The sequence below is a fragment of the Lentzea sp. genome, from assembly GCF_036380075.1.
Classification (GTDB): Bacteria; Actinomycetota; Actinomycetes; order Mycobacteriales; family Pseudonocardiaceae; genus Lentzea.
The window spans coordinates 20,644-36,576 of the sequence record NZ_DASVFL010000315.1 but is presented as its reverse complement, the minus strand read 5'-3'; the positions used below and the strand labels follow the sequence as shown (position 1 = coordinate 36,576).

General features: G+C 70.6%; 19 protein-coding genes. 10 read left to right on the top strand and 9 right to left on the bottom strand.

The window, feature by feature from the left end; genetic code table 11:
* The 7 genes from VF330_RS33125 to VF330_RS33095 all read left to right on the top strand — a co-directional run.
* The coding region (locus VF330_RS33125; protein WP_330855649.1) for an acyl-CoA dehydrogenase family protein at positions 1 to 492 on the top strand (492 nt) is incomplete at its 5' end.
* On the top strand, positions 489 to 1,451 hold the full coding sequence (locus VF330_RS33120; RefSeq protein WP_330855648.1) for an acyl-CoA dehydrogenase family protein: 963 nt from the start codon (positions 489 to 491) through the stop codon (positions 1,449 to 1,451). The genes VF330_RS33125 and VF330_RS33120, both read left to right, overlap by 4 nt.
* Positions 1,452 to 1,476: 25 nt before the next feature.
* Positions 1,477 to 1,935, top strand: coding sequence for a YbaB/EbfC family nucleoid-associated protein (locus VF330_RS33115; RefSeq protein ID WP_330855647.1), 459 nt, complete (start codon positions 1,477 to 1,479; stop codon positions 1,933 to 1,935).
* Positions 1,932 to 2,246, top strand: a complete 315-nt coding sequence (locus tag VF330_RS33110; RefSeq protein ID WP_330855645.1) for a type VII secretion target — start codon at positions 1,932 to 1,934, stop codon at positions 2,244 to 2,246. The genes VF330_RS33115 and VF330_RS33110 overlap by 4 nt, the downstream gene beginning before the upstream one ends.
* Positions 2,243 to 2,944: a hypothetical protein gene (locus VF330_RS33105; RefSeq protein ID WP_330855644.1), complete on the top strand. Its 702-nt coding sequence runs from the start codon at positions 2,243 to 2,245 to the stop codon at positions 2,942 to 2,944. Before VF330_RS33110 ends, VF330_RS33105 begins: the two co-directional genes overlap by 4 nt.
* A gap of 6 nt (positions 2,945 to 2,950) precedes the next feature.
* Positions 2,951 to 3,748, top strand: a complete 798-nt coding sequence (locus VF330_RS33100) for an EndoU domain-containing protein (protein WP_330855643.1) — start codon at positions 2,951 to 2,953, stop codon at positions 3,746 to 3,748.
* 5 nt (positions 3,749 to 3,753) lie between these two features.
* Positions 3,754 to 4,347, top strand: coding sequence for a hypothetical protein (locus VF330_RS33095; RefSeq protein ID WP_330855642.1), 594 nt, complete (start codon positions 3,754 to 3,756; stop codon positions 4,345 to 4,347).
* On the opposite strand, the gene VF330_RS33090 is transcribed toward VF330_RS33095, so the two are convergent.
* Entirely contained in the window at positions 4,344 to 4,703 is a 360-nt protein-coding gene (locus tag VF330_RS33090; RefSeq protein ID WP_330855641.1) for a helix-turn-helix domain-containing protein, read from the bottom strand. The two genes, VF330_RS33095 and VF330_RS33090, sit on opposite strands and share 4 nt — an antisense overlap.
* Positions 4,704 to 4,745: 42 nt before the next feature.
* Here VF330_RS33090 and VF330_RS33085 point away from each other — a divergent pair, with 42 nt between their 5' ends.
* The gene (locus VF330_RS33085) at positions 4,746 to 5,555 is read left to right on the top strand and encodes a class I SAM-dependent methyltransferase (protein ID WP_330855640.1); all 810 of its coding nucleotides are present in this window, start codon (positions 4,746 to 4,748) and stop codon (positions 5,553 to 5,555) included.
* Here VF330_RS33085 and hsaB read toward each other — a convergent pair.
* From hsaB to VF330_RS33045, 8 genes are read right to left on the bottom strand one after another with little or no spacing between them, the layout of a single operon-like run.
* Positions 5,541 to 6,092 carry a 3-hydroxy-9,10-secoandrosta-1,3,5(10)-triene-9,17-dione monooxygenase reductase subunit gene (gene hsaB, locus VF330_RS33080; RefSeq protein ID WP_330855639.1) on the bottom strand — a complete coding sequence of 184 codons (552 nt, stop codon included), beginning with the start codon at positions 6,090 to 6,092 and terminating at the stop codon, positions 5,541 to 5,543. The two genes, VF330_RS33085 and hsaB, sit on opposite strands and share 15 nt — an antisense overlap.
* A gap of 14 nt (positions 6,093 to 6,106) precedes the next feature.
* Positions 6,107 to 7,009: an iron-dependent extradiol dioxygenase HsaC gene (gene hsaC, locus VF330_RS33075; protein WP_330855638.1), complete on the bottom strand. Its 903-nt coding sequence runs from the start codon at positions 7,007 to 7,009 to the stop codon at positions 6,107 to 6,109.
* Entirely contained in the window at positions 7,009 to 7,818 is an 810-nt protein-coding gene (hsaD, locus tag VF330_RS33070) for a 4,5:9,10-diseco-3-hydroxy-5,9,17-trioxoandrosta-1(10),2-diene-4-oate hydrolase (protein ID WP_330855637.1), read from the bottom strand. Before hsaD ends, hsaC begins: the two co-directional genes overlap by 1 nt.
* A gap of 9 nt (positions 7,819 to 7,827) precedes the next feature.
* Positions 7,828 to 8,994: a 3-hydroxy-9,10-secoandrosta-1,3,5(10)-triene-9,17-dione monooxygenase oxygenase subunit gene (hsaA, locus tag VF330_RS33065; RefSeq protein WP_330855636.1), complete on the bottom strand. Its 1,167-nt coding sequence runs from the start codon at positions 8,992 to 8,994 to the stop codon at positions 7,828 to 7,830.
* Positions 8,991 to 10,013 (bottom strand): 4-hydroxy-2-oxovalerate aldolase, encoded by a 1,023-nt coding sequence (gene dmpG / locus VF330_RS33060; RefSeq protein WP_330855635.1) that lies wholly within the window; start codon positions 10,011 to 10,013, stop codon positions 8,991 to 8,993. The genes hsaA and dmpG overlap by 4 nt, the downstream gene beginning before the upstream one ends.
* The gene (locus VF330_RS33055; RefSeq protein ID WP_330855634.1) at positions 9,967 to 10,857 is read right to left on the bottom strand and encodes an acetaldehyde dehydrogenase (acetylating); all 891 of its coding nucleotides are present in this window, start codon (positions 10,855 to 10,857) and stop codon (positions 9,967 to 9,969) included. The genes dmpG and VF330_RS33055 overlap by 47 nt, the downstream gene beginning before the upstream one ends.
* 4 nt (positions 10,858 to 10,861) lie before the next feature.
* Positions 10,862 to 11,638: a 2-keto-4-pentenoate hydratase gene (locus tag VF330_RS33050; protein WP_330855633.1), complete on the bottom strand. Its 777-nt coding sequence runs from the start codon at positions 11,636 to 11,638 to the stop codon at positions 10,862 to 10,864.
* Positions 11,632 to 13,089, bottom strand: coding sequence for an FAD-binding protein (locus tag VF330_RS33045; RefSeq protein ID WP_330855632.1), 1,458 nt, complete (start codon positions 13,087 to 13,089; stop codon positions 11,632 to 11,634). Before VF330_RS33045 ends, VF330_RS33050 begins: the two co-directional genes overlap by 7 nt.
* Positions 13,090 to 13,221: 132 nt before the next feature.
* On the opposite strand from VF330_RS33045, the gene VF330_RS33040 reads away from it, so the two are divergent.
* Both VF330_RS33040 and VF330_RS33035 read left to right on the top strand, forming a co-directional pair.
* A complete protein-coding gene (locus VF330_RS33040; protein ID WP_330855631.1) occupies positions 13,222 to 14,793 on the top strand; it encodes an FAD-dependent oxidoreductase in 1,572 nt (523 codons plus the stop codon).
* Positions 14,790 to 15,932 (top strand): Rieske 2Fe-2S domain-containing protein, encoded by a 1,143-nt coding sequence (locus tag VF330_RS33035; RefSeq protein WP_330855630.1) that lies wholly within the window; start codon positions 14,790 to 14,792, stop codon positions 15,930 to 15,932. Before VF330_RS33040 ends, VF330_RS33035 begins: the two co-directional genes overlap by 4 nt.
* Position 15,933: the final 1 nt, after the last annotated feature.

Genomic DNA, 15,933 nt, shown 5'->3' with positions numbered 1-15,933 from the left:
GAAGTGTCCTCAGTGGACCCCGGCCGCCGGCTCGTCGAGCTCACCGCGGGTCCGGTCGTCGCCACCGGCGCTCCCACCGGGCGCGCGTTCAACCTCGGGGTTCTCACCTGCTCGGCCCAGCTCCTCGGCCTGGGCCGCGCGATGCTGGAGATGACCACGGCCCACGCCCAGGCGCGCACCCAGTTCGGCCAGCCCATCGGCCGGTTCCAGGCGGTCAAGCACCACCTGGCGAACGTGCTGATCGGCCTGGAGATGGCCCGCCCGCTGGTGTTCGGCGCCGCGGTCACCCTGACCGACCGGGACGTCTCGGCCGCCAAGGTCGCCACCTCCGACGCCGCCTGGCACGCCGCCCGCGTCGCGTTGCAGGTCCACGGTGCCATCGGTTACACCGCCGAACACGACCTGGGCCGGTTCCTGCTGCGGACCAGAGCCCTGCGCACCGCGTGGGGAAGCCCGTCCATGCACCGCGCACGCGTGTTGGAGGCGTTGTGACACCGGAACGACTCGCGCTCGGGGACGCCGTCCGCGGCCTGCTCGACCGGCACTCGGACGTCCGTGCCGCCATCGAGACCCCGCACGGCTACGACAAGGACGTGTGGGCGCGGCTGTGCGAGATGGGTGTCCTGCCGATTCCCGAGCGGTACGGCGGTTCGGGCGCCACCCACGAGGACACCAGGGTGGTCTTGGCAGAGCTGGGCCGCACCCTCACGCCGTCACCGTTGCTGGGCACGACCGTGGCGGTGGAGGCCCTGCTGGCCTCAGGCGACGAGGAGGCCTGCGGGAGGCTGCTGCCGCGGATCGCCGGGGGTGCGGTGGCGGCACTCGTGTGGCCCTGGACCGACGAGCAGATCGGCTTGACGGCCCGTTACGTCCTGGACGGCGACCTCGCCGACATCCTGCTCGTCTCCGACGGCACCGACCTGCACGAGGTCGACCTCGCGTCCGTGACCCGCGAGCACACCCCCACGATGGACGCGACCCGCCGCCTGGCCACGATCGACCTGACCGCCGCCGCGACAACCCGCCTGGGCCTGTGGTCACCACACGTCCGCTGGACCGCCATCGCCGCCCTGGCAGCGGAACAGGTCGGCGCCGCCGCGCGAGCGCTGGAGCTGACGGTCGAGTACACGAAGACCAGGGTCCAGTTCGGCAAGCCGATCGGCTCGTTCCAGGCGCTGAAGCACCGCATGGCCGACCTGCACGTGCTCGTGGAGACCGCTCGTTCCGCCGCCGGTGCCGTCACCGACGAGGTGTCCGCTTCGGTGGCGAAGGTGTACTGCTCCGAGGCGTTCTTCACGGTGGCGGCCGAGATGATCCAGCTGCACGGCGGGATCGCGATCACCTGGGAGCACGACGCGCACCTGTACTTCAAGCGGGCGCACGGGAGCCGCCAGTTGTTCGGCAGCCCGCGGGTCCACCTGGAGCGGCTTTCCCATACCGCCCACAGGTGATCATTCCGCTGCTTATGCTCGTCCCGTGGACGAACCCATCCTGGACCCAGAAGGCGCTCGGGAGAGACTGGCGGCCTGGAAGGGCCGGATCGACAAGCTGGCCGCCGACACCAAGTCCATGAGCGACCAGCTGCAGGGTCTGCGGATCACCTCGCGCGACCCCGGCGGCATGGCCGAGGTGTCGATTGACTCGACCGGGTCGATGGTCGACCTCAAGCTCACCCCTCGGATGACCGGGGCCAGTCCCGAGAACGTCGCCGCGACGATCATGTCGACGCTGAACGACGCCCGCCGGCAGCTCGCGCAGCGGTCGCGCGAGATCATCGCGGACACGGTCGGCACCGAGTCGGCGGCCGCGAGAGCCATCGCCGACAGCGTCGGACGTCGGCTGGGCGCGGAGGAACCCGCACCGCCGCGGCGTCCCGCCCTCGGACCCGATGACGACGACAACACCGGGCGCCGCTACGTCGAGGAACGCTGGTGACCGGCGCCTTCCGCGTCGAGGCGGAACAGCTGAAAGCGCATGCGCAGAGCATCGACGCGATCAAGCAGCGGTTCGCGAAGGTCAAGGCCGCCAGCTCGCACATCGCCGGCGACGACCAGGCCTACGGAGTGCTCTGCGGCTGGATCTCCGCGGTGCTGGAGGGCAGGCACACGGAGATCGACGGTGTGATCGCGACCGTGGAGCACAACTTGGAGCTCGTCGCGAAGGAACTGCGCGCGAGCGCGGAGACCTACGCGGCGACGGACCAGGACACCGTCGAACGGTTGAAGTCCGCCGGAGGTGAGCGGTGACGGACGGATCGCTCGTGGCACCGGTCGAGTCGTCGCGCCGGGCCTGGACGGGGTCGAGTATCGCGGACGGCGTCGAAGGGCTCGTCATCGCGATCAAGAGCGAAGGCTGGGTCGACGACGCCCTGGCCGGTGCGTCGCTCGGTGTCGACGTCGCCGCGAGCGTGCTGGACCCGATCAGCGCACTGCTCGCGAACGGGCTCGGCTGGGCGATCGAGTACTTCGACCCGTTGCGGGAGGTGCTCGACGAGCTGACCGGCAAGCAGGACGTCGTCAAGGCGCACGCCGCGACGTGGAACAACATGGCGACCGAGCTCGCCGACATGGCCACCGACCTGCGCGCGGACCTGGAGAGCGACCTGCTCGGCTGGGAAGGCGACGCGGCGGAGGCCTACCAGACGCTCATGGTGAACAACGTCGACGCGATCGGCGGCCTGTCCGCGATTGCCGCGGCGATGGCGGCGGCGACGGAGGGCGCGGGCGGCCTGGTCGAGATGACCAGGGAGATCGTCCGCGACCTGATCGCCGACCTCGTGGCCAGGGTGATCGTGTGGGCCGTCGAGGCGATCTTCGTCGTCACGATCCCGGTGATCGCGGCCCAGATCGTGGCTGCCGTGGTCAAGTGGGCGGGCCGCATCCTCACCTACACCACCGCGCTCATCTCCAGCCTGACGAACCTCACCAAGCTGCTGAACGGATAGGTGTCGATGACCCCGAAACCCAGGAACCCGGGCGGCGGCACCCCGTCCGGCGGCACCCCGCCCAAGAAGAGACCATCCCAGCGGCACGGCGGCATCGACGCGGGCGCGGGAGTGTCGAGCGCGACCAAGGCAGCTCAAGCCGCTGCCCAGGCGGGTACGCCGGGCGGGTCGAACCCGTCGGGCACGCCCGCGACCAAACCAGGCGGTAACCAGCAGAACACCACTCCACCGACGAAGAAACCGTTGCCAGCCAAGCCGACGGCACCGCCGAAGGCCGACGACATCCACCACAGCGATGCTTCGAAGGAACACATCGTCCACGGCGACGGCGGCAAGCAGGGTGGCCACCTCGCGGGCACCGGTTTCGCCGGCAAGACCGAGTTCCCGAAGGGGTGGGACGAGGCCAAGATCCTCGACGCCTCGCACCAGGTCACCCAGCAGGGCCCGCCGGTGACGGGACCGAAACCCACCAAGGACGCCAACGGCGACCCGGCGTGGGCCTACAACTACGAGGGCGTGGTCGACGGCGTCCTGGTGCGCACGACGGTGCTGTCCAACGGCGAGATCCGCACGTCGTTCCCGCCGGACGCGACGAGCCCCGGTGTGATCCTCAACCCCGCCGCGCCCAACCCCGCTCCACAGGGCGTTCCACAGAGCACCCCGCCGCGCTACAGCCACCCCGGCGTCGGCGGTGATGGCAGCTGGACCTGGGAGGGCCCGAAGGGCGACCGTGTCATCAGGATCGTCCAGGACGACCAGGGTAACGTCACCAAAACCGATCTCGGCCCGTACAAGAAGAAGTGAACCTCATGGACGTGAAGACCTACGCCGCCGTCACCGACCTCTGCGCACGACTCGCCGGTCGGCTGGAGGACGACACGCTGCGGTCGGTGCGCGAGGACTACTTCGGCGGCGAGCCGGCGCAGGCCGAGGCGACTCTGCTGCTGTCCATGGCGTACGAGAACGTCGGCATCACGCAGGACGAACGCGCCCTGATCGCGTCCACTTCGGACGATCCGGACAGTCCCGACCTGGCCGCGGTGCCGGCCATCGACGAGGTGCCGCCCGTCGCGTACCGCTTCAGCGCCTCCGCTCCCCCGGCCGCGCCGGACCCCTCGAGGGCCGATGTCGTGCTGTCCGCGGACGCGGCCCGGCACGGCGGCCGCCGGTTGCGCCGCGCCTGGCGGGAGCCGCTCGACGGCGCGCCGGACACCGCGAAGTGGGTGTACGTGCTGCAGACGTCCGCCGGCGCCGATCCGCTGGGCGCGTTCGCCGGGCTGTCCGGGCGGCTGTGGGTCGTGCTGAAGGAGAAGTGGCCGCTGGAGGTCGTCGTAGAGGGCCGGATGCTGCCGCCCTACCAGGCCGCCGCCGTGACGGTCGCCCCGGTCGTCTGGAGCCTTTAGGGCTGGCACTCCGCGTGCGACGAGGCCGGGCACACCGAGGCGTGCCGCAGGTCGTCGCGCATCACCACCAGCTTGCCGATCGTCACGTCCAGTTCGTCCGCCTTGGCCGCGAGCATCGCGCGGTCGGAGCTCGGGCGGCCGTACGGGTCGAACATCAGCGTGATGTCGTCCAGCGAGAACCCGGCCGTGCGGCAGACGGCGATCAACGCCAGCTGCTCCACCACGGCCGGAGCGAACACGCGTGCCGTGCCCTGCCGGCGCACGGGCGCGATCAGGCCGCGTTCCTCGTAGTAGCGCAGGGTGGAGGCGGGCACGCCGGAGCGGCGGACCACCTCGCCTATCGCGATCTCGTCCACGACACTGGACCTCGACCCGACTTCGAGCAGGACGGCAGGGGCATGACGGTCAACAGCGAGCAGGCTGCCTGGTGGGACACCGCCGGCCACGGGTGGGCGCAGATCCAGGACGTCGTCGGCCTGGTGCTGCGGCCGTACCAGGACCTGCTGGTCGAGGCGGCGTCACGGCGGCCGCGGCGCCGGGTGCTCGACGTCGGGTGCGGCACCGGGGGCACGACCAGGGCGATCGCCGCGGCCACCGGTGCCGGGTGCGTCGGTGTCGACATCTCCGAGACGATGCTGGCCGCCGCCCGCGAGCACGGCGAAGCCGAGTTCGTCAAAGCCGACGCGCAGGTGCACGCGTTCGAGGAGCGGTTCGACCTGGTCGTCTCGCGGTTCGGGGTGATGTTCTTCGACGACCCGGTCGCCGCGTTCCGCAACCTGCTGGCCGCAACGACGCCGGGCGGTGAGCTGTGCTTCGTCACCTGGCGGACCGCGGAGGAGAACCCGGTCATGACGACGTCGTCACGGGTCGCGGCCTCGCTGGCGCCGGACGCGCCCGCGCCGGATCCGGACGGGCCGGGGCCGTTCTCCCTCGCCGACGCCGGCAGGACGCGCGGAATCCTCGCCGAAGCAGGCTGGACCGACGTCGACGTCCAGCCCGTCGACCGGGACTGCGTGATGCCCGAGGAACTGCTCGTCCCGTACCTGAGCAACATGGGGTCGATCGCCCGCGCGCTGCGCGAGAGGCCGGAGTCCGAACGCGGTGAGCTGCTGCGGAAGATCCGCGGCGAGTACGACCCGTTCGTGCGGGACGGCGAGATGCACTTCCCCGGTGGCGTCTGGCAGGTCACCGCGTCAGCTCCACTCTGACTGGCGCTGCCACGTCATCAGGTTGTCGAGCACCTCGCCGGACCAGCCGCGCGGGTCCAGTTCGGCGTGCACGGCGTAGCGGCCGCGGTAGAACAGCAGCGGCTGCGCGTCGCGCAGGGGTCCGAGCTCCACGACCGAGCCGATCACCATGTGGTGGTCACCGGCGTCGTGCACGGCCGAGACCCGGCAGTCGACCCAGGTGAGGGCGCCGTCGAGCACCGGGGCGCCGGTGGGCGACGGCGTCCACGGCACGCCCGCGAACTTGTCGGCACCGGCCTTGCCGAACACCGTCGACACCTCGCGCTGGTCGTCGGCCAGCACGTTCACGCAGAACGCGCCGGCGCCCGCCATCGCCGCCCAGCTGCGCGAGGTCCGTTGTGGACAGAACAGCACCAGCGGCGGGTCGAGCGACAGCGCCGCGAAAGCCTGGCAGGCGAACCCGACGGGACCGTCCGCGGACATGCCGGTCACCACGGTCACCCCGGTGCAGAAGTGCCCGAGGACCGACCGGTAGCGGGCGGCTACTCCTGACCGCATCACTTCTGGCCGCATCACTTGTGGTGGCCGACGCTGAAGTCGTGTCCCCACAGGCTCACCGCCGTGCTCTCCCGTGCGATCCAGTCCTCGTCGTCCACCTGCCGTCCCTCGCAGCCGAACTCGACGTCGAAACCGCCGGGCGTCTTCATGTAGAACGACAGCATCAGGTCGTTCACGTGCCTGCCCAACGTCGCCGACATCGGCACCTTGCGGCGCAGCGCCCGGTCCAGCGTCAGGCCGACGTCGTCGGTGTTCTCGACCTCGAGCATCAGGTGCACGATCCCGCTCGGCGTCGGCATCGGCAGGAACGCGAGGCTGTGGTGGCGCGGGTTGCAGCCGAAGAACCGCAGCCACGCGGGCGGTCCGTCGGCGGGCCTGCCGAGCATCTGCGGGGGCAGGCGCATCGAGTCGCGCAGCCGGAAACCGAGCACGTCGCGGTAGAAGTGCAGCGCGGCCTCGTCGTCCGAAGTGGACAGCACGACGTGGCCCAGCCCCTGCTCCTCCGTCACGAACCGGTGCCCGTACGGCGAGACGACGCGCCGGTGCTCCAGCGCGGCGCCGTGGAAGACTTCGAGGGTGTTGCCGGACGGGTCCTCGAACCTGATCAGGCCGGTGACGCGCCTCTCCGCCAGGTCTTCCGCGGACCCTTCGACGTAAGCGACGCCGGCCGAGGCGAGGCGTTTGGCGACCTCCTCCAGCTCGGCCTCGGTCGCGGCCTCCCAGCCGGACGCCAGCAGGCGGTCCCGGGAGCCGGGCACGACCACCAGCCGTGCCGGGAAGTCGTCCATCCGCAGGTACAGCGCGCCTTCCGTCGAACCCCTGCCCTCGACCAGGCCCAGGACCTTGAGCGCGAACTCGCGCCACCGGGCCATGTCGGTGGCCTCGATCCTGAGGTAGCCCAGTGATCGGATGCCCATCACGCCTCCCCGAGGAAGTCGAGTGCCAGCCGGTTGAACTCGTCGAACTTCTCCAGCTGCGCCCAGTGCCCGCACCCGCCGAACACGTGCAGCTGGACGCGCGGGATCAGCTTCGTCGCGAGCAGCGCGCCGTCCAGGGGGTTGACCCGGTCCTCCCGACCCCAGACGAGCAGCACCCGCTGGCGCAGCTTGTAGGCCTCGCGCCAGAGCATGCCGAGCTCGAAGTCGGGGCCGGAGAACGACTTGCCCAGCGCGGCCATGGCGCGCAACGACTCCGGCTTCGACGCCGCCTCGAACCGTTCGTCGATCAGCTCGTCGGTGATCAGCGACTGGTCGAAGACCATGATCCGCAGGAACTCCTCGATCTTCTCCCGCGTGGGCGTGCGGGCGAACGCGCTGAGCTTGCGCACGCCCTCGGTCGGGTCGGGCGAGAAGACGTTCAACGACAGCCCGCCCGGTCCCATCAGCACGAGCCGCCCGGCGCGTTTGCCGTGGTCCAGCGCGAACCGGACCGCGGTGCCGCCGCCGAGCGAGTTGCCGAGGATGTGGGCCCGCTCGACCTCCAGCGAGTCCAGCAGGTCCTTCACCGCACGGGAGGCGAACGAGAAGTACTGGTCGTGCTCGGCGGGCTTGTCGGACTGGCCGTAGCCGGGCAGGTCGACGGCGAGGACGCGGAACGACTTCGCGAACACCGGGATGTTCGCGCGGAAGTTGCTCAACGCCGACGCGCCCGGCCCGCCGCCGTGCAGCATGACCAGCGTCTCGGCGTTGTCCGCTCCCGCTTCGTGGTAGTGCAGTCGCACGCTCATCAACGCTCCTCAGAACAGCCCGTCGCGGACCTGGATGCCGAGCTCGTTCTTGCCGTACAGCACCAGCACGCGCTCCGGGTCGTTGCCCGCGTGCACCCGTGCGGCGTGCGCGTCGCGCCAGAAGCGGGGCAGCGGCAGACCGGCGTTGATCGCCTTGCCGCCCGCGCTCTCGAAGAGCAGGTCGATCGCGCCGAGCGCCCGCCCGCTGCCCAGGACCTGGTCGCGCCGGGCCCGCAGGCGCAGGTCGACCGGGATCTTGGTCCCGGCGACGGCGTGCGCCCACTCGTCGGTGATGTCCTTCTCCAGCGTCCACCACGCGACGTCGATGTCGGCCGCCGCGTTCGCGATCCTGACCTGGGCGAACGGGTCCTCCACCGACTTCTCGCCCACGTACGCGGCCCGCACGCGCTCGCGGGTGGCGCTGACGTGGAGGTCGTAGGCGCCGGTCGCCATGCCGATGATCGGCGCGGTGACGGCGTAGGGGTGGACCGTGCCGTACGGCATGCGGAACAGCGGGCCGGGGTTGACCTCCTGACCGGGACACCTGCACCGTGCGGTGTGGGCCATGCTCAACGTCCGGTGCTCCGGCACGAACACGTCCTGCACCACGATGTCGTTGCTGCCCGTGCCGCGCAGGCCGACGGTGTCCCAGACGTCGTTGATCGTGTAGTCGGCGATCGGCAGCAGGAACGTGCGGAAGTCGACGGGCTTGCCCTCGTCGTTCATCACCAGGCCGCCGAGCAGCACCCACGTGGCGTGGTCGCAGCCGGAGGAGAAGCTCCACTTGCCGCTGAACCGGAACCCGCCCTCGACCGGGGTCGCACGGCCGGTCGGCGCGTAGGAGGACGAGATGCGGGTGTCCTGGTCCTCGCCGAACACCTCGTCCTGCGCCCGCACGTCGAACAGCCCGACGTGCCACGGGTGCACGCCCAGCACCGACGCGACCCAGCCCGTCGAGCCGCACGCGCTCGCGATCATCCTGACCGCGGTGTAGAAGTCGAGCGGGTGCGACTCGAAGCCGCCGTACCGCTCGGCCTGCAGCATCCGGAAGAACCCGGTCTCCTGCAACGCCTTCACCGACTCCGGCGGCACCTTGCGCAGCTCCTCCGCCTCGGCCGCGCGATCGGCGAGAGCAGGCAGCAGTTCCCGCACCTTGCCGAGGATCTCCTCGCTCATCGGACCTTCTCCCTGCTCAGCTCCAGTGCGATGTCGATCAGCTGGTCCTCCTGCCCGCCGACGAGCTTGCGCTCACCGGCGCGGACGAGGATCTGCGCGCCGGACACGCCGTAACGCTCGGCCTGCGTGTACGCGTGTTTGAGGAAGCTGGAGTAGACGCCCGCGTAGCCCATCATCAGCGCCATCCGGTCGAGCAGGCACTCCTCGGGCATGACGGGCCGGACGACGTCCTCGGCCGCGTCCACGATCTTGAAGAAGTCGACGCCGGTGGAGAAGCCGAGCTTGTCGCAGACGCCGACGAACGCCTCCAGGGGAGTGTTCCCCGCGCCCGCGCCGAACCCGCGCACGCTGCCGTCGATCTGCTTCGCACCGGCACGTGCGGCGGCGACGGAGTTCGCGACGCTCAAGCCCAGGTTCTCGTGTCCGTGGAAACCCACCTGGGCGTCCTCACCCAGCTCCGCGACCAGTGCCTCGACGCGCTCGGAGACCTGTTCCAGGACGAGGGCTCCCGCCGAGTCGACGACGTAGACGCACTGGCACCCGGCGTCGGCCATGATCCGCGCCTGCTTCGCCAACGCCTCCGGCGGCTGCGAATGCGCCATCATCAGAAACCCGACGGTCTCCAGTCCGCGTTCCCTCGCCAACTGGAAGTGCTGCACGGACACGTCGGCCTCGGTGCAGTGCGTGGCGATCCGGACGATCGAGGCGCCGTTGTCCTGCGCCACCAGGATGTCGTCCTTGACCCCGACGCCGGGCAGCATCAGCACGGCGATCCTGGCCTGCGTCGCCGTCTCCACGGCGACCTTGATCAGCTCCTGCTCGGGGGTGTGGCTGAAGCCGTAGTTGAACGACGACCCGCCCAGCCCGTCGCCGTGCGCCACCTCGATCACCGGCACCCCGGCGCCGTCGAGTGCCGCGACGATCGAGCGCACGTCGTCGGCCGTGAACTGGTGCCGCTTGTGGTGCGAGCCGTCACGCAGTGACGTGTCGGTCAACCGCAGACCCGGATGCTGCTGCACGGGCGATCTCCTCCCCCACCTCGGTCGCGGCGGCCGTCATGATGTCGAGGTTCCCGGCGTACTCCGGCAGGAAGTCGCCGGCACCGGCCACCTCCACGAAGATCGCCACCCGGCCGGGGTCGAACTGCGGTTCCCGCAGCAGCCGGTAGCCCGGCACGTACGACTGGATCTCCGTCTCCATCCGGGCGATCGAGTCGGTGATCGGGTCGGGGTCGGCGTCGGGAGGGATCGCGCAGAAGATGGTGTCGCGCATGATCATCGGCGGGTCGGCCGGGTTGAGGACGATGATCGCCTTGCCGCGTCCCGCTCCCCCGATCGCCTCGATGCCGTGGCTGGTGGTGCGGGTGAACTCGTCGATGTTGGCGCGCGTGCCCGGTCCCGCCGACACCGACGCGACGCTCGCGACGATCTCCGCGTACGACACGGGAACGACCCGCGACACCGCGTGCACCATCGGGATCGTGGCCTGGCCGCCGCACGTGATCAGGTTGATGTTGGGCGCGTCCGCGTGCTCACCCAGGTTGACCGGCGGGACGACGCACGGCCCGACCGCCGCCGGTGTCAGGTCGATCGCCCGGATGCCGGCCTCGGCGTAGCGCGGGGCGTTGGCCCGGTGCACGGCCGCGGACGTCGCCTCGAACACGACGTCCGGCAGCTCGTCCTGGCGCAGCAACCAGTCCGCGCCGTCGACCGAGACCTCGAGCCCCAGCGAGGCAGCGCGTCTCAGTCCCTCGCTGGCCGGGTCGACGCCCACCATCCAGCGCGGTTCCAGCACGGACGAGCGCAGGAGCTTGTGGAGCAGGTCGGTACCGATGTTGCCGGAGCCGACGATGGCCGCCTTCACCTGGTCACCCCTGTTCGAACTTCAGGTCGACGACACCGAGTCCGGCGAACTCGGCGTGGAACTCGTCCCCGGGCCGCGCGTCGATGGCGCGCGTGCACGACCCGGGCAGCACGATGTCGCCGGCGAGCAGCCGGACGCCGAAGCCCGCGACCTTCTCCGCGAGCCACGCCACGGCGATCGCCGGGTCGCCCAGCACCGCGTCACCACGTCCTTCGGCGACGACCTCGCCGTTGCGCCGCAACGTCGCCGCGACCGAGCCGATGTCCAGTTCGGACGGACGGACGCGCTCGTGGCCCAGCACGAACCCCGCAGACGACGCGTTGTCCGCGATGGTGTCCTGCAGGCCGATCCGCCAGTTCTCGATCCGGCTGTCGATCAGCTCGATGGCCGGTGCGACGAACTCGGTGGCGGCGAGGACGTCCTCGACCGTGCAGCCCTCGCCCGGCAGGTCGCGGGCCAGCACGAACGCGATCTCCACCTCGACCCGCGGGTACAGGTACGCCGACGCGTCCGCGGTGCCGTGCAGCTGCATGTCGTCGAGCAGGTGGCCGTAGTCCGGTTCGTCGACGCCCATCATCTTCTGCATCGCGAGCGACGACAGGCCGACCTTGTGGCCGATCACGTCCCGGTTGCGGTGGCGGACGTTGAGCAGCTGGATCTCGTACGCGTCCACGACGTCGATCCCGGGGTACAGCTCGACGAGCGGCTTGATCGGCACGCGGTCGCGTTCCGCCGTCCTCAGCAGCTCGGCGGCCGCCTCCCGGTTCTGCGTGGTCAGCACCTGGCCTCCTTCACGACGTTCTGCCCCGCCCGACGGCCGGAGAAGACGCAGTCGGCGAGCGCGAGCCCGCTGACGTAGGACTCGGAGCAGATCCCGACCGCCGACCGTCCCGCCGCGTAGAGCCCCTCGACCCCTCGCACCTGACCGGTGTCCTCGTCGACCACGAGCCCGCCGAGCGTCAGCATCGGGCAGGGGTAACCGAACCCGGCGCGCACCGACACGTCGATCAGCGAATAGGGCGGCACCCCGAACGGTTCGGGCGTCCCGATCCCCGCCTTGTCCGCGACCTCCTCGATGGTCGGCGCGGTGACCAGGCCGCGGTCCAGCAGGTAGCGGACCTGCCAGCGCTGGAACGGCGCGGTCTGCGTCTTCACCTGCGCCCGTGCGACGCGCAGGACGTCGTCGTCGACCAGCAGCCAGGCCCTGCCGCCGTGCCGCACGATCTCGTCCCCGATCGCGGCGCCGTACCGGGTCGCGTCGCCGAACCGCCGGCCGTCGGCGTCCACCAGGACACCGCGCTGCAACGCGCTGGGCGGCGTGACGAACCGCCACACCGAGATCTTGTCCATCCGCGCGGTCGTTCCTCCGGCGTCGACGCCGAGCTGGATCCCGGCGCCGTCGTCGCCGGGCGTGCCGAGCGCGAGGCCTCCGCGGTGCAGCGGGGCGTGCTCGTGCACCAGCGGCCGGTTGGAGATGAACCCGCCGGCGGTGATGACCACGCCTTTCCGCGCGGTCACCGTCAGCGGACGGCTGAAGCGTTCCAGCCAGGCGGCCAGCCCGAACAGCCTCCTGCCGAGCGGCGGGTAGTAGAGCCACGGCTTCGCGCCCGCTCTGGACAGCAGCCCGTGCAGCGTCTTCGGCAGCCCGGTCAAGGTGCGGCAGCGCACTGCGGTGACCCGGCCGTCCTCCCGCACGAGCCGGACCGCGCGCGTCTGCGGCAGGATCCGGGCACCCGACCGCCGGGTCGCCTCCGCGAGCCGGGCGAAGAAGACCTTGCCGGACGTGCCCTTCGCCCTGGTCCGGTGTCCGCGCGGCGCCGGGTCGGGCCAGGCGTCCTCGCTGCCGGACTGGTACAGGTAGTGGTCGTCCGTCGGGTACGAGGTCTTGAACGGGCTGAGCGCCGCCGAGAACGGCACGCCCTGGTCCTCCAGCCACGCCAGCGTCTTCGCGCTGTCCTCGCAGAACCGCCGCAGCGTCGCCGCCGACACCGCGTCGCGGACCTCCGTGCGCAGGTAGGCCTCCATCGCGTCGACCGAGTCGGCGACACCGGCCTCGACCTGCTGCCGCGTCCCGCCACCGGCGTACACGACACCGCCGGACAACGCGGTCGCGCCACCACCGGCGAACCGGTCGAGGACCACCACGGACGCACCGGCCGCCGCGGCCTCGATGGCGGCGCACGCGCCGGCCGCACCGAAGCCGATGACGACCACGTCAGCGGTGACCTCCACGCAACCCTCCTGGAACACGTGCCTGGCCAGAAACAGGTTCTTGGTGAGTCGACTTGCCTGGAACTCCTACACCATAGCGCCAAACCCGCCCGAAACTATAACCTGTTCTAGTCCGAGCATCGGGGAGGTGCGATGTACGACGTGATCGTCGTCGGCAGTGGCGCGGCAGGCATGACAGCCGCCCTCTGCACCGCTCAGCACGGCCTGCGGACCCTGGTCATCGAGAAGGCCGAGCACTACGGCGGGTCGACGGCGCGGTCCGGCGGCGGCATCTGGGTGCCGAACAACGCGGTCGTCGCCGCGAACGGCGTGCCCGACTCGCCGGAGCGGGCCGCCACCTACCTGGCGCACATCGCCCCCGAGGTCCCGGCGGAGCTGCGGCAGGCATTCCTGGACGCCGGACCGGCGATGCTCGCGTTCGTCGTGGCGCACACGCCGTTGAAGTTCCGGTGGGTCCGCGAGTACGCCGACTACTACCCCGAGGCACCCGGCGGGCAGCCGCGCGGCCGCTCGGTCGAACCGCTGCCGTTCAACACCAAGCTGCTGGGCGAGGAGATCGCGGACCTCGAACCGCCGTACGTGCCCACCCCGGCGGGCATCGTGATCACCCAGACCGACTACCGCTGGCTGACGTTGATCGGCCGCCACCCGCGCGGCCTGCTGACCGCGGTCAAGGTCTTCGCCCGCCGCTTCCTGCCGGGCCGCCGCCTCACCATGGGCCAAGCGCTGGTGGCGGGCATGCGGGCCGGACTGAAGGCGCTGAACGTCGAGATCAGGCTGAACACCGCGATGACCGACCTGCACCACGAGAACGGCCGGGTCGCGGGCGTTCAGGTCGGCGACGAGCTGATCACGGCGAGGCACGTGGTCCTGGCCGCGGGCGGGTTCGAGAACAACGAGCGGATGCGCAAGCAGCACCAGGACATCGGTACGGAGTGGACGGTCGGCGCGAAGGCCAACACCGGCGACGCCATCGAGGCCGGCGTCCGGGCGGGAGCGGCCGTCGGGTTGATGGACGAGGCCTGGTGGGGCCCGTCCGTGCCGTTGCCGCGGGGCCCGTTCTTCCTGCTGGCGGAACGGTCGCTGCCCGGCTGCGTGCTCGTCGACAAGGTCGGCCGCCGGTTCGTCAACGAGGCCGCGCCCTACATCGACGTGGTCAACGCGATGACCGGCGACACCTGGCTCGTCTTCGACAGCACCTACCGCGGCCGCTACCCGTTCTGCGGCATCCCGCCGCGCCGCCCGCTGCCCCGCCGCTGGAAGGACGCCGTGCTCTCGGCGCCCAGCCTGGAGGAGCTCGCCCAGGAGGCGGACCTGCCGGAGCTCACCGAGACCGTCCGGCACTTCAACACCCTGACCGTCGACGGCCACGACACCGACTTCCACCGCGGCGACAGCGCGTACGACCGCTACTACGGCGACCCCCGCAACCACCCCAACCCCAACCTCGCTCCGCTGACCACCGGGCCGTTCTACGCGGTGAAGATCGTGCCCGGCGACCTCGGCACCAAGGGCGGCCTGCGCACCGACGCCCGCGCCAGGGTGCTGCGCGAGGACGGCACGGTCGTCGAAGGCCTCTACGCCGCGGGCAACACCAGCGCGTCCGTCATGGGTCACACCTACGCGGGCGCGGGCGCGACCCTCGGACCGGCGATGACGTTCGGATATCTCGCCGGACTCGACATCTCTGGAGGAACGTCATGACGCAGGACGCCGTACGCACGATCGACGCCGGCGCACCTCCCGCGCGGTTCGCGCGCGGCTGGCACTGCCTCGGTCTGGCCTCCAGCTTCCGCGACGGCGAGCCGCACGCCATCGAGGCGTTCGGCACCAAGCTCGTGGTGTTCGCGTCCGAGGACGGCAAGCTCAACGTGCTCGACGGCTACTGCCGGCACATGGGCGGCGACCTCACCCAGGGCACCGTCAAGGGCGACACCATCGCCTGCCCGTTCCACGACTGGCGCTGGTCCGGCAACGGCAAGTGCGTCGACATCCCCTACGCCAAGCGCGTTCCGCTGCGCGCCCGCACCCGGTCGTGGATCACGCTGGAGGAGAACAAGCAGCTCTTCGTGTGGAACGACCCGCAGGGCAACCCACCACCCGAGAACGTCACGATCCCGCGCATCGACGCGGCGTTCTCCGACGAGTGGAGCAACTGGACCTGGGACTCGGTGGTCATCGAGGGCGCGAACTGCCGCGAGATCATCGACAACGTCGTCGACATGGCCCACTTCTTCTACATCCACTTCGCGTTCCCGACCTACTTCAAGAACGTGATGGAGGGCCACGTCGCCGCGCAGTACCTGACGACGCGCGGACGGCCGGACGTCGCGATGGGCTCGAACTACACCGGTGACGTCGAGGTGCGGTCCGAGGCCGCGTACCACGGGCCGTCGTACATGATCGACTACCTGTGGAACGACTACAAGGGCCTCGAGATCGAGACCGTCCTGATCAACTGCCACTACCCGATCTCGCCGAACTCGTTCCGGCTGCAGTGGGGCGCGATCGTGAAGAAGCTGCCCGGTGTCGACGACGTGCATGCCGACAAGATCGCGGCCAAGTTCGCGCGCGGCATCGGCGTCGGGTTCCTGCAGGACGTGGAGATCTGGCAGAACAAGACGCGCATCGACAACCCGTTGCTCTGCGAGGAGGACGGCCCGGTCTACCAGCTGCGGCGCTGGTACGAGCAGTTCTACGTCGACGTCGAGGACGTCAGCGACGACATGGTGCGGCGCTTCGAGTTCGAGGTCGACACGAGCCGCGCGGTCGAGGTGTGGGAGAAGGAGGTCGCGGAGAACCTCGCCCGGCAGGAGTCCGCGACCCGGAAGTCGGCGACGTGAG